The 13,047-nt window shown below is 46.0% G+C and carries 15 protein-coding genes; 10 read left to right on the top strand and 5 right to left on the bottom strand.

Features of this window, described 5'->3' with window-relative positions; genetic code table 11:
- The first annotated feature begins 112 nt into the window (after positions 1 to 112).
- The gene (gene mgtE / locus ACTRXF_RS11750; RefSeq protein WP_474279236.1) at positions 113 to 1,471 is read left to right on the top strand and encodes a magnesium transporter; all 1,359 of its coding nucleotides are present in this window, start codon (positions 113 to 115) and stop codon (positions 1,469 to 1,471) included.
- Positions 1,472 to 1,605: 134 nt separating this feature from the next.
- Positions 1,606 to 2,079, top strand: a complete 474-nt coding sequence (locus ACTRXF_RS11745) for an RrF2 family transcriptional regulator (protein ID WP_474279234.1) — start codon at positions 1,606 to 1,608, stop codon at positions 2,077 to 2,079.
- Positions 2,080 to 2,205: 126 nt separating this feature from the next.
- On the opposite strand, the gene ACTRXF_RS11740 is transcribed toward ACTRXF_RS11745, so the two are convergent.
- Together ACTRXF_RS11740 and ACTRXF_RS11735 are read right to left on the bottom strand one after the other, a co-directional pair.
- Positions 2,206 to 2,859 carry a potassium channel family protein gene (locus ACTRXF_RS11740; protein WP_322526465.1) on the bottom strand — a complete coding sequence of 218 codons (654 nt, stop codon included), beginning with the start codon at positions 2,857 to 2,859 and terminating at the stop codon, positions 2,206 to 2,208.
- 79 nt (positions 2,860 to 2,938) lie between these two features.
- The gene (locus ACTRXF_RS11735; protein WP_474261998.1) at positions 2,939 to 3,331 is read right to left on the bottom strand and encodes a YhjD family protein; all 393 of its coding nucleotides are present in this window, start codon (positions 3,329 to 3,331) and stop codon (positions 2,939 to 2,941) included.
- Positions 3,332 to 3,592: 261 nt separating this feature from the next.
- Here ACTRXF_RS11735 and ACTRXF_RS11730 point away from each other — a divergent pair, with 261 nt between their 5' ends.
- The 7 genes from ACTRXF_RS11730 (at position 3,593) to ACTRXF_RS11700 (ending at position 9,022) form a co-directional block, all read left to right on the top strand.
- Positions 3,593 to 3,970, top strand: a complete 378-nt coding sequence (locus ACTRXF_RS11730) for an IDEAL domain-containing protein (protein WP_474279232.1) — start codon at positions 3,593 to 3,595, stop codon at positions 3,968 to 3,970.
- A 155-nt stretch (positions 3,971 to 4,125) separates the two neighbouring features.
- Positions 4,126 to 4,662 (top strand): dCTP deaminase, encoded by a 537-nt coding sequence (dcd, locus tag ACTRXF_RS11725; RefSeq protein ID WP_474261999.1) that lies wholly within the window; start codon positions 4,126 to 4,128, stop codon positions 4,660 to 4,662.
- Positions 4,663 to 4,831: 169 nt separating this feature from the next.
- A complete protein-coding gene (gene queC / locus ACTRXF_RS11720; RefSeq protein ID WP_474262001.1) occupies positions 4,832 to 5,503 on the top strand; it encodes a 7-cyano-7-deazaguanine synthase QueC in 672 nt (223 codons plus the stop codon).
- Positions 5,500 to 5,940 (top strand): 6-carboxytetrahydropterin synthase QueD, encoded by a 441-nt coding sequence (gene queD, locus ACTRXF_RS11715; protein WP_462865486.1) that lies wholly within the window; start codon positions 5,500 to 5,502, stop codon positions 5,938 to 5,940. The genes queC and queD overlap by 4 nt, the downstream gene beginning before the upstream one ends.
- Positions 5,941 to 6,660: a 7-carboxy-7-deazaguanine synthase QueE gene (gene queE, locus ACTRXF_RS11710; RefSeq protein ID WP_474279230.1), complete on the top strand. Its 720-nt coding sequence runs from the start codon at positions 5,941 to 5,943 to the stop codon at positions 6,658 to 6,660. It begins immediately after the preceding gene.
- A 13-nt stretch (positions 6,661 to 6,673) separates the two neighbouring features.
- Positions 6,674 to 7,165 carry a preQ(1) synthase gene (gene queF / locus ACTRXF_RS11705; protein ID WP_474279228.1) on the top strand — a complete coding sequence of 164 codons (492 nt, stop codon included), beginning with the start codon at positions 6,674 to 6,676 and terminating at the stop codon, positions 7,163 to 7,165.
- A 132-nt stretch (positions 7,166 to 7,297) separates the two neighbouring features.
- Positions 7,298 to 9,022: a pyruvate oxidase gene (locus ACTRXF_RS11700; RefSeq protein WP_474279226.1), complete on the top strand. Its 1,725-nt coding sequence runs from the start codon at positions 7,298 to 7,300 to the stop codon at positions 9,020 to 9,022.
- 18 nt (positions 9,023 to 9,040) lie between these two features.
- Here ACTRXF_RS11700 and ACTRXF_RS11695 read toward each other — a convergent pair whose 3' ends face one another.
- Entirely contained in the window at positions 9,041 to 9,349 is a 309-nt protein-coding gene (locus ACTRXF_RS11695; protein ID WP_322526456.1) for a YtxH domain-containing protein, read from the bottom strand.
- Positions 9,342 to 9,797, bottom strand: a complete 456-nt coding sequence (locus tag ACTRXF_RS11690) for a DUF948 domain-containing protein (protein ID WP_474262005.1) — start codon at positions 9,795 to 9,797, stop codon at positions 9,342 to 9,344. Before ACTRXF_RS11690 ends, ACTRXF_RS11695 begins: the two co-directional genes overlap by 8 nt.
- A 277-nt stretch (positions 9,798 to 10,074) precedes the next feature.
- On the opposite strand from ACTRXF_RS11690, the gene ACTRXF_RS11685 reads away from it, so the two are divergent.
- Positions 10,075 to 10,518: a DUF2188 domain-containing protein gene (locus ACTRXF_RS11685; protein WP_474279224.1), complete on the top strand. Its 444-nt coding sequence runs from the start codon at positions 10,075 to 10,077 to the stop codon at positions 10,516 to 10,518.
- 40 nt (positions 10,519 to 10,558) lie between these two features.
- On the opposite strand, the gene ACTRXF_RS11680 is transcribed toward ACTRXF_RS11685, so the two are convergent.
- Positions 10,559 to 12,874, bottom strand: coding sequence for a bifunctional diguanylate cyclase/phosphodiesterase (locus ACTRXF_RS11680; RefSeq protein WP_474279222.1), 2,316 nt, complete (start codon positions 12,872 to 12,874; stop codon positions 10,559 to 10,561).
- Positions 12,875 to 13,047 lie beyond the last annotated feature (173 nt).

Below are 13,047 nucleotides of genomic sequence, written 5' to 3'. Positions count from 1 at the left end.
TGACTGGCTGATTATGCACGTCTTCCCAACGGTGGAAGGCGTTTTTTGTTTGAAATAAGTGTCAGACGGAAGAAGTACAGCTGCGTGTCTGGCCTAGAGAGGAGGAAAAAGGATGGAGAAATTAAACGAACAGGCACGGGAGGAATTCGTGGAATTAATAGCGGAGTCTTTGCAGCAGGAGCGCATAGAAGCGTTTCGTGAATTATTTTTGGATTTGCACCCTGCGGACCAGGCAGAAGTTTTTCTTGAGCTTGATGAAGAACGGGCAGTAGTGTATAAGTTTTTGTCCCCGGAAGAATTCGCTGAAGTATTCGACAGCTTTGAACCCGAAGTGCAAAAGGAAGTAGCTCTGCAGCTGAACGATCAGTATGCTGCCGAAGTATACAATAATATGTATGCAGATGATGTTGCCGACTTTCTGGGGGAGCTTGAGCCGAGGCAGATGACACATATTCTGCAGGCGATGGATCAGGAGGACGCCAATGACGTCCGGGAGCTGCTCGCCTACGAAGATAAAACGGCCGGTGCCATCATGACAAAAGAATTTGTGTCCATCAAAGCAACGGATACAATTGATGAAGTGATTGACCATCTGCGGCGGGAGGGTCCGGATGCAGAAACGATCTATTATCTGTATGTAGTGGATGAAGAGGAGAAGCTGGCAGGTGTCGCTTCGATCCGTGACTTGATTGTAGCGGACTCAGACCGCACGGTTTCTGAGGTAATGAGCAGTCGTGTCGTGTCTGTCCACGTAGATGATGACCAGGAAGAGGTCGCCCAGCTGATACAGAAGTATGATTTTCTGGCAACTCCTGTTATAGACAGTGAAGGGAGGCTTGCGGGAATTGTAACCGTGGATGATGCACTCGATGTGCTCGCAGAAGAAGCTTCGGAAGACATTGGAGAAATCTCCGGGTCCCGTGGTTCCACAGATGTGAGTGTTAATGCATTTAAAGCAGCCAGACTCCGTGCTCCCTGGATTATCCTGCTGATGTTTTTAGGCCTGTTTACAGCCCAGGTAATCGGCTGGTTTGAAAGCACCCTCGAAAGTGTCGTTCTGCTTGCCGCGTTTATTCCGATGATTATGGGGTCAGCCGGAAACACGGGCACGCAGTCGCTTGCTGTGTCTGTGCGTGCGCTTGCAACGGGAAACATTGAACGAAAAGGGCTGTGGCGTACGATCAGCCGGGAATTTTCCACGGGAATTATGATTGGGGTGGCCTCAGGAATTGTGATTACGATCTTATTGTATCTTTTTTACGGGGAACCCCTGATAGGAGTAATTGTTGGTTTTTCCATCATGATTTCACTTGGAGTGGCTAGTGTTATCGGCACGCTGGTGCCGCTTTTAATCAACAAGCTGAAGCTCGACCCTGCCATTGCTTCAGGACCGTTCATCACAACGCTCACTGATATTATCAGCCTGCTGATTTATTTCACAGTAGCTTCGTCGCTCATCCAGAGCATTTAAGAACAGATTTTCTTAAAAAGAATAATGAAAAAAGGGGAGACGCTGTCTCTTCTTTTTTTGTGGGCAGTTAATTAGATTAACAATTGCGCGGTGTGATAAACTATCACTATCCTGGATGAAAAGGAGCGAGGGCTTTGCAGTTAACAACCTATACGGATTATGCATTACGGATGGTAATGTACCTGGCCGCTCATGATGAAGACGAGTCCCTGCATAGTATTAAACAAATATCGACTGCATACTCCATTTCGTACAACCATCTGACTAAGGTTGGGCATGAGCTGTCGAAGCTTGGCGTCATTCACACGGTGAAAGGCCGGAACGGAGGAATTCGTTTGGCCAAAGAACCGGAAGAAATTAATATTGGCTGGCTTGTAAGGCAGACAGAAGATAATCTGACGCTGGTGGAATGCTTTGATCCAGAATCGAACCAGTGTATTTTAGCAGGCAGATGCCGGCTCCAGGGTGTTTTGGGAGAGGCTTTGAAAGCGTATTTGTCGGTGCTCGATAAGTATACGGTCAAAGACATCACAGTAAACAAGGAAATGCTTCATGCTCTGTTTGCAGCTTCAACGGCAAAAAATCAGCCGCCGATTTCTTTTTCTTAAGAAAAGATATCATCGTGCTTGCCCCGGTCACGGTGACATTCGTTAATCATCCAGGAAACCAATTATACATAATAAAGCAGCAGCCCTGTTGAAACGGGACTGCTGCTTCTTTTCATACTCTGAAGGTTAGTTTGTCTCTTCAAAGCGCCGCAGGTCATTATTGTGACCGATAGCAATAAGCACGTCTTCTTTGAAAAGGCGGTCCTGGGCTGTGGGTGATATATTAACCTCTTTGCCGCGGCGGATGCCGAGAACGGTAACGCCGAATTTGGCCCGGATATCGAGCTGGGCGAGGGTCTTTTTATGCATGGATGCTGGTGCAGTAATCTCTATAATGGAATACTCTGCGGAGAGTTCAATATAGTCAATGACACGGTCAGAAACGAGGTGCTGGGCGATACGGTTGCCCATGTCATGCTCCGGGTGGATAATCTTATCTGCCCCGATTTTATCGAGAACCTTGTGGTGGTGAAAGTTTTGCGCTTTTACCCAGACCGAAGGGATGTCCATCTCCTTTAATAAGAGAGTGCATAAAATGCTTGCCTGAAGATCATCACCAATAGCGACAATCACGTGATCAAAATTTGTAATCCCCAGGTTCCTTAGTTCTTTTTCATCTGTGCCGTCGGCGACGGCGCTGTACGTAGAATGATTGGTAATGTCGTCGAGTTTTTCTTCATTATTGTCAATGGCCAGCACGTCATGACCGAGCTTGTACAATTCTGTACTGACGCTGACACCGAATCGCCCGAGACCGATAATGGCAAATTGTTTTTTCACACGGCGTTCTCCTTTGTCTGAAGCTTGGGGTCGTTTTCCTGTAATTGTATCGTTAATGTACCGCCGCAGTCGTGATTTGTCAAACGGGAGCCGGATGAAGGACTTGATCGTCTGATAAAGCGGAACGGCCGGAGAAATAAAGATGAAGGCAGCGCTCTGTCTGTTTTTTTAAATTAGCGTTTAAATGAGAGGTCCGGCCTGAGCCGCTGTTAAGATAGTACACGTAGTGTGTGAAAACACCGTCATTTTCTTCAAAAACGACCCTTATATTCTTTTTTTTCATGTAGAGACGCAGCTGATCGAGGTCGTGCCCAAGAGTATCGAAAGCCTGTTGAAACAACCGTTCGTAGGGTTCCTGCAGGCGGACGTCAGAAGATTTAAGCGCCTGTGTATCGAGCGTCAGTACTTTTTTTACAATCGGAAGGAGGACAGCATAATGGATAACGATATGTTCTTTTTCTGTTATAACCATTCTGTTCTCCCCCTTGCGTTGCATGATTAAATTCATTATACGAATACATGTTCCCGTTTTTCAATAAGATTTTTCATTTGCTCCGAATTTTTTGAATTGTATAGCTCGAATTTTTGCAGGAAATGGTCTATAATGAAGTTATGTAAGCGGATACATTAAGCTTTTATTCTTCTTGGAGTTGTCGGACAATTAGTTTTACTGGCGTCAAAGGTGGGTATAGTGCAGTACACACAAAATTTATTGGCAATCAATAGATAGGCATTGGGAGGCCATGCGCGCGTCGCCCGCTTTAAAAAAGATCAGCGCCCGGCGGGTGCTGCAATAAGAACAGGGGGTTCGGCGAATATGTTACATCCAACTCATGAGCAGCATTTTATGAAAAAAGTGAAACCAATTCAAAATGGTAGAAGACCTTCAAGGCAGATTCTTCAGTCTCTATATGCTCAAATGATGATGGAGTATGCTGTGTTTGAATTTAACAGAGAGCGGCTTCTGCAAAAAATTGATGACTCCCTGGATATGCATGACGAAAAAGCTTTTCAGGAATGGACAGAGGCTTATAAAGAATTGATGAGCGAATATAAAGATGGCAAAGTATTATTCGAACAAGGCTATAAATTAGAGCTTGAATTTGAATGAAGATTTATATCAGCACCCTTTGGGCTTCCCTGAAGGGTGTTTTTTTCATGTCATAACAAATCAGAAAAAGTCACTGCCGGTCTTTACGGTGTTGGCGTTTTTTTGTATTGTTCTTTATACTGGGAAAGAAAAGAAAAGCGAAGGAGGCAGAGCTGGTGATACTTTCCGACCAAACAATCCGTTCAATGATGGAACAGGGCGATCTTAGTATTGATCCATTAGAGGACCATCAGATCCAGCCGGCATCGGTGGACATTCGTCTGGGTACTCACTTTCTGAAAATCGACGAGAACGCTATCGAGTCCATTCAACTGGACCGGCCCGCTAAATATGTGGAATTTGAAAGTGATCAGGTAATTATTCCCCCGCATTCGTTTCTGCTTGCGACCACAAAAGAATACATCAGGCTTCCCCAGCATATTACAGCCTTTGTGGAAGGAAGAAGCTCTATCGGACGGATGGGACTCTTTATTCAAAATGCAGGCTGGGTGGACCCGGGGTTTGAAGGGGAAATCACGCTTGAGCTTTATAACGCCAATCGTCTGCCTATTCGTTTAACGTCCGGCAGGCGGCTCGCACAGCTCGTTTTCGCTGAGATGGATCAAAAAGCCGGTTCTCCTTATGCGGGCAAATACCAGGGACAGCGGAATGCGATGGGAAGTCACGCCTTTTTGGATCAGGAAAACGAATAAAACTGCGCGGGGCTAATACATAGCTGAAATGAGAAATAATGATTTAAAAGACTCGTGACCTTTACTGTTCACGGGTTTTTTCGAGGTAAGCGTAAGCAGAGGCACAGGCGAAAAAAGATGTTATAATGGGAGCGCTGTGAAATGTTTTGGTGGAAAGAAGGAATAACAATTGGGTTTTCAAAATGACAAAGCGGTCGTTGTTTTTAGTGGGGGACAGGACAGTACTACTTGTTTGTTCTGGGCACTGGAACAATTTGAAGAGGTCATTGCCGTAACTTTTTCTTACGGACAACGGCACGATCAGGAAATAGAAGTAGCAAAGCGAATTGCTGAGGATATAAATGTTGAGCACCATGTACTGGATATGGGGCTTTTAAGTCAGCTGGCACCGAACGCGCTGACTCGCGACGATATTGAAGTAGAGGCGGGAGAAGACGGGGAGCTTCCTTCTACGTTTGTAGAGGGCAGGAATCTGTTGTTCTTTTCTTTTGCGACGATTCTTGCTTCGCAGAAAAAGGCAAAACACATTGTGACAGGCGTATGTGAGACAGATTACAGCGGATACCCGGACTGCCGGGATGTATTTGTGAAATCATTGAATGTGTCGCTAAATCTGGCTATTGGAAAAGAGTTTGTGCTGCATACACCTTTGATGTGGCTCGATAAAAAAGAAACCTGGGGGCTTGCCGACCAGCTCGGGAGGCTTGAATACGTAAAGAATGAAACGCTCACCTGCTATCATGGCATACCGGGGGACGGCTGCGGGGAATGCCCGGCCTGTCAACTGCGCCGTGCAGGCTACGAGCAATATATGGAACAAAAAGAAAGGAAAGAATTATGATTTATTCGTATTATCCACAGTGGCCGCACAACTACCGGTACGAATTAAACAAGGATATGCATTTAAGTGCGGCACACTATATTCCTTCTGAAGAAGCGGGAAAGTGCCGCCGGGTGCATGGACACACCTATACAATTAACGTGACAGTTGCCGGTGATGAATTGAACCGGAACGGGTTTTTAATTGATTTTACCGTTTTAAAAAAATGGATCCATAAACGATATGACCATACTCTGTTGAATGATCACCCGGAGTTTGCCAGTGAAGAAACCGAGGCTGCTTATCCGACAACGGAAGTAGTCGCGCAGGTGATCTGGAAAACAGTACAGCAGAAGCTCGATGAAACGTCGAATAAACCTAAATGCCTGCAGGTGCTCGTTAGGGAGACTCCGACAAGCTATGCGGTGTTCCGGCCCAAAGAGGAGGACTTTGCCTAAATGAAACCAACACCTGTACTGGAAATATTCGGTCCGACGATCCAGGGCGAAGGCATGGTTATCGGGCGAAAAACGATGTTTGTACGCACCGGCGGCTGTGACTACCGGTGCTCCTGGTGTGATTCCGCCTTTACATGGGATGGATCACAAAAGGCTGTAGCGATGAGTGCGGAAGCCATTTATGAAAAATTAAAAGAAGCCGGCGGCAGAAGCTTTAACCATGTCACTATTTCCGGAGGCAATCCGGCTATGCACCCCGGTCTCGGGGAACTTGTAGCGCTTTTGCAGGAACACGGTATCGAGACAGCGATTGAAACACAGGGCTCGATCTGGAATGACTGGGTGAAGGAAATCGATGAGGTAACAGTTTCCCCGAAGCCGCCGAGTTCGCTGATGAAAACGGATTGGACCAGGCTGGATTATTATATGAAAGAACTGTGTTCGCGCAGAGAAAAAGAAGTCAGTCTGAAGGTAGTTGTTTTTGATGAAAGCGATCTGAATTACGCGATGGAAGTACATGAGCGTTATCCCGCTGTAACAATGTATCTGCAGGTGGGAAATGACGATACTGTAACGCCGGAGGTAGAGAAACTGAGAGATCATCTGCTTGCTAAATACGAATGGCTTACAGAAAAAGTTCTACAGGAGGAGCGTTTGAACGGAGTGCGGGTGCTGCCGCAGCTGCATACGCTTCTTTGGGGAAACAAACAGGGAGTATAAGGAGGAAAAGAACATGCCGGAAAGAGACGATATTGAGCAGTTAGATCAGCTGGGAAGTGAAAAAACGGCGTATACATTTGAATATGACCCTTCTCTGCTTGAAGCATTTGAAAACACCCACCCGTACCGGGATTATTTTGTGAAATTTAATTGTCCGGAATTTACCACCCTCTGCCCGAAAACGGGGCAGCCGGATTTTGGCACGCTGTATATCAGCTACATTCCGGACGAAAAAATGGTGGAAAGCAAATCGCTGAAATTGTATTTGTTCAGCTTCCGAAATCACGGTGGCTTTCATGAAGATTCGATTAATACAATCGTAAACGACCTGGTAGAGCTGATGGACCCCCGTTATCTGGAGATATGGGGTAAATTTACTCCGCGCGGCGGTATTTCGATTGATCCATTTGTAAACTACGGCAGAGCCGGAACTAAATACGAGCAGCTTGCAGAAAACCGGCTGTTTCAGCATGATTTGTATCCTGAGCCGGTAGACAACCGCTAAGCCTTTCCCGACATGGGAGAGGCTTTTTCTATAGGGAAAAGGACAAGAGCGGTAAAGGTTTGAAGTAAATAAGAAGAGGGGTAGAGAAATAAGTAATTGTGAAAATTTGTGAAAACAGGAGGAGCAGGGACGATGGGTAATCAAACAGCGGGAAATAAAGTGGTGGAAATACTTAAGGAATGGGGCGTTAGCCATCTGTATGGCATGCCGGGAGATTCCATCAATGAATTGATGGAAGAATTACGGAAGGATGAAGACGGTCTGAAGTATATCCAGATTCGTCATGAAGAGACGGGAGCCCTTGCTGCTGCCGCCTATGCGAAGCTGACGGGGAGGCTGGGCGTTTGTTCTTCGATTGCCGGACCTGGAGGAGTTCACTTATTAAACGGCCTGTATGATGCGAAAAGAGATAAAGTGCCAGTACTTGCTTTGGTCGGACAGGTTGATACGTCCATCATCGGCACAGACAATTTTCAGGAAATCCAGCTGAACCAGATGTTTGCTGATGTCAGTGTATTTAATGAAAGTGTCCAGAGTGCCGCGCAGCTCCCGGACATGCTGCATCAGGCGATACGTGCTGCCTACACAGAAAAAGGAGTAGCTGTGCTCGTGATCCCGGATGATGTTTCGGCTGAAGAAATAAAACGTGAAGCCCCGATATCTTCCGGCGTGTTTGCGAGGCCGAAGATCCGCCCGGAGAAGGAAGATATGGTGGAGGCCGCGAGGCTGCTGCACGGGGCGCAGAAGCCAGTGATTCTGGCGGGGAAAGGGGCCAGGCACAGCACTGATGAGCTGCTGGCGTTTGCTGAACATATTCAGGCACCAGTAGCATCTACGCTTCTTGCAAAGAGCGTTGTTCCGGATGAGCATGAGCACAGTCTTGGACAGAATGGCCAGATTGGCACAACGCCGTCATACGAAGCGGTGCAGGAGGCCGATTTGTTAATACTGGCCGGCACTTCCTTTCCTTATCGTGATTTTATGCCGAAAAACACTAAAGCAATACAAATCGATATCGATCCAAGAGTGATCGGAAAATACTATCCTGTAACTGTAGGTTTAGTCTCTGAACTCGGACCTGTGCTTCAGTGGTATACGGAAAATCTCGAACGCCGGGAGCCTTCTGCCTTTATGCAGAAATATAAAGAAAAAAGAAAAGAGTGGTGGAACGAGCTCGAAAAAGATATGACAGAAGAAACAGACAGGCTGCAGCCGCCGCAGGTGATTCATGAAGTACAGCAGTTTTTGGAGGAAGACGCTGTAGTCTCTGTCGATGTTGGAAATGTCACCGTATGGGCTGCTCGTTATTTAAAGCTGAAAAGACAGGAGTTTGTAATATCAGGGTGGATGGCTACGATGGGGTGCGCCCTTCCCGGTGCGATTGCCGCCAAAGCGGCCTGGCCTGAAAAGCAGACAGTCATGCTTGCCGGGGATGGTGGTTTTGCCATGGGGATGCAGGATTTTGCCACTGCCGTAAAGTATCAGCTTCCAATGATTTGTGTCGTATTTAATAACGAAAAAATTGGAATGATTGAATACGAGCAGCAGCAGATGGGCCATCTGGATACGGAAACAGACATCAGCGGTATTGATTTTGCGGGATTCGCGAAAGCTTGCGGCGGTGAAGGATACAGGGTCAGAACAAAAACCGAACTGCATGAGGCGCTGCAAAAAGCAGTGCTTGCCACCAGACCCGTAGTTATTGACTGCGTCGTGGATATGCAGCCGCCTCTTCCCGGCCGGATTTCTTACCAGCAGGCGGTACATTACAGCGAATTTATTATTAAAAATGTTTTTGAGCGTGGAGAAATTTCGCTGCCGCCTTTGAAAAAAGGATGGAAACGAATAAAAAAATAAAAGAAAAACCAGCTGATTTTATTCATCAGCTGGTTTTTGCATTGATTGATACTGCATACTTGATGCACCTTTGATCCGGGCTTCCAGACGGATATTATCGAGTTTGCCGTGAAGCAGTTCATACCGGATTTTTCCGGATTCATACAGCTTGTCGGACCGGGCTTTTGCTTTCCCTTTCACCCGTGCAGGCGTCTGCTGGACAGCTCCTGCTCCGGAAGATACTTTGCGGCGGTATTCTTTCCCGCTTTTCGGAGCGGTGAGCAGACTGGTAAGCACTGACACAGCATAGCCAGCAGCAACTCCCGACCAGAGGCTTTTTTTATGCATTTCCTGTATTCTCCTCTTTCCAGTCCTTAATGGCCTGGCGCTTCTGGTACATATAGTATCCTAAAGCAAGGCTGCCGTAAAGACCGCCAAGAGCCTGCTCATTCACTTTGCCTTTGCCTTCGGTGGAACTCTTTTTCATGCCTGCTGTCATATCAACAAGGCTTGAAGTGAGCTTTCTGGAAGCTTCCCCGGCGTCGCCAACAATGTAAAACAGCGGACTCAACGAGTGGAGCTTTTCATTTACATCCAGAATCGTCTCGTTGCTGTTATGTAAAATCAGCTCCGATTGATTCATTACCTGGTCGAGTTGCTCAGGCAGTTTGTCTACTGTTTCGTTCACCCCATTTAATGTTTTAGTGAGGTTGCTTAAGACACGTGCTAAGAAAATAACTAATACTGCAAAAGCTACCGCGATGATTAGTAGAGCTATGCCGCCAATCATACCCATGATTCACCATTCCTCCTTACAATAAATGCGATTAATCCTACAGCCTAATAAATGGTACCATGATTCATGGCAGAGCACCAGGGCGTGCGGACCATATAATAGTGTCTAACTCTCTCGTACCCTGCTTTTCAGAGCCCTAAACAGATTCTATTATAAATTTCCGGAAAGAAACCGGGGTTTGGAGAAATTAAAGAGAGGACTTCTGGAGAAAATCCTGTTTTTGTATGCACATAATATGGGAAAAGAAACGTAACAAAAATGATGAGGAGGAAAAAACATGCCATGGACGATGAATGACTACCCTTCATCCCTAAAAAACCTGCACAAGCCGGTAAAGAAAAAAGCAATTGATATAGCCAATTCGATGCTCGACGATGGATACGATGAAGGCCGTGCAATTCCAATTGCAACCGAACAGGCAAAAGAATGGTACAGCAATGCTTCTAAAGAAGAAGTGACGGAATTCATGGAGGAGGAAGATCCTAAGTCCCGTGATGATAAAGAAAGTGGTTCGGATCCGGAACTGATGGAAAAAGCAGAGCTGGTAGAAGCACATGAAGACGGATGGGCTGTGCGGGCAAAAAGTGCGAAAAAACCGGATATTGTCTATGACAGCAAATCAGAAGCTATCGAACGTGCAAAAGAAGTGGCAGAAAAGAAAGGAACAGAAGCCATTATTTACAAAAAAGATGGGACAGTAGAAAAAAGGCATTCCTATTAAATAAAAGAGGGAGCAGCTGTATATTAGGCAGCTGCTCTTTTCAATGTATAAAGGAGGGATCCTTTTTATTTTTTTCTTTCATGAAAGCAATCAGCTCTACTGAAGGCACCGGCCGGCTGAAATAATATCCCTGGACGTAAGAGGTGCTGTACTGCTGCACAAATTCCAACTGCGCGGCATTTTCCACTCCTTCCGTAACGACATCGAGATCAAGCTCTTCAATGAGGCGGTAAATGCCAGTTAAAAGCGTTGTATCAAAGGTCGTGGAAGGAATATGGCGTACAAAGCTGCGGTCGAGCTTTACCAGATTGATAGGAAGGTCGCGGAGGGAATGCAGTGAAGAGCTTCCCACCCCAAAATCATCGAGCGCAACTTTCACTCCGCGCTGCTGCAGCTGTGTAATAAAATCAATAGTCATTTGAGGATCATAATCGATATTGTCCTCTGTAATTTCCGCCCGCAGAAGATGAGGCGGAAAGCCTGTTTCTGCCAGCGCGCTATCAAGGGAGTCCATAAGATAATCAAGCGATTGAATCTGTATTTTAGACACATTAAAAGACAATTTGATGGAAGGGAAGCCGGAGTCTCTCCACTTTTGGGCTTCCTTAAGCGAAGAATGAATCACCCACGAGCCGACTTTGTGAATATCTCCTGTTTCTTCTAAAAGCGGTATGAACGTGGCGGGGGAAATGCTTCCGTAAACCGGATGTTTCCAGCGAAGAAGAGCTTCAGCCCCGTCCACATTCTCGCATTCCGGCTCCATAATCGGTTGGAATTCCAGATAGAATTCTTCTTTTTCGAGAGCAAACATAATGTCGTTTCTTATTGCCAGAGAAAATTGATAATCATCATTAAGAGACAACTCATCATAAAAGACAATTCTGCTGTCTTTATTCTTTTTAGCCTCGTACATAGCGGTGTCGGCATGCTTTAAAAGAATGTCAAAGTTTTCCCCATCGTCAGGAAAAGAGCTCACCCCGGCACTGGCTGAAATAAACGTAGCTTTATCGTCAAAATAGTATTGTTTATTAAGAAAAGTCACGGCCTCTTCGAGTAAGCCAGCGAGGTGTTCTCTGCTTTCGGCTGCTGTAACTACAACAAATTCGTCTCCCCCGAGGCGGGCGGTGATTGAATCAGGACCGGTAAACATGCTGTTTAACCTGGCGGCAGCCTGTCGGATTAATTCATCACCTGCCCTGTGCCCCCAGCTGTCGTTAACTCGTTTAAACCCATCAAGGTCAAAAAATAGAACGAATGTGTTATTTTTATGGTTTTCAAGAAACCCTGGAAAAGCTTCCTGCACATAATGACGGTTATGCAGAGAGGTGAGGTGGTCTGTATATGCCATATGTGTAACTTCAAGGTGAGCGTATTCCGAACGCTCAAGCATATTGTTCATAGATTCCTCCAGCTCTTTTAATTCCCTGGCCGGCCGGTGTTTTAAAGAAACCCTGTGGGAAAGCAGATGATGGAGACGAATATGCTTCAACTGCTCTGATAAAGAAGTAATCGGTCTTTCTACAAGGAATTTAAACTGCGAGTATGTCAGTGCGAAATAGGCGAGCAGCAGAGCAAGCATGAAAAAAACCATTGTATTCACGGTATCGGAAAGTTCGGAGGAGTATATCCGGTCTTTCATTACCCCCAGCTGGAAAGCAGAACGGCCATCTGCGTTTTCAGCTGTCCAGGTGCCTTCGATAGTGTCCGCATCTTCAGAAGTAATGGCCGTACCGGACGGTCCATTTCCTGGCCGCAGAGTGATCGGGAAGGAGAACAAGTCACCCACAGTATCTATATATCTGTCGTCAACTGTTTTTCCCATAACTAAATAACCATTAAAGTCTCCAGTCCCGTCGCTCGGCAGAATATGCTGAATAGAAAAATAATGGGCGCCAGAGCCGCTTCCAGTCAGAAAAGTCCGCTCTTCCCCGGACTTCTGCAATTCTTTCTGTACTCCAGAGAGGAGCGAACGGCTTATATCTCCTTCTTCCTGGCTGTGCAGATCCACTTTTTTTTCGTAGACGGCTTCAAGCTCTTTATTAACGAACAGAATGATGTTTACGCCGTTGTTAATAAATGTATCATTCTGCAGATTTGTATGTATGTACTCTTCATGCTGGTCTGTCATAAACTGAAAAGAATCGTCCCAGGTGGCCCAGTCTTCATTTAAAGCGTGCATGGAAGTAATATCCTGTTCAACAGCTGCCTGGACCTGTCCAACATCCTCAAGGGCGTTGTGCCGGTCAAAGCTATCGGCGTCCGCCATCAGCATCGGGTAAAAAATAAAAGCCATGACTGCGAGAAAAACGGCGATGCTGATAAGAGCATGAGCCTTGCCGTAAGATCCTATTCTCATTTCTTATCAACTCCTCCGCAGCTGATTGACTGCTCATTATTATATAAGTATCTCTGTTACATATATAATGACACAAAAGGCTGTATAAAGATATGTATTATTTGTGACTTTAGTCTTACAAAAAGACAGCTGCCGGAATTTCACCCGGCAGCTGTCTATATACAAATTATTGA

The organism is Marinococcus sp. LNHM3E3-2.2, from assembly GCF_056034385.1.
This window is presented reverse-complemented; position numbering and strand designations above follow the sequence as displayed.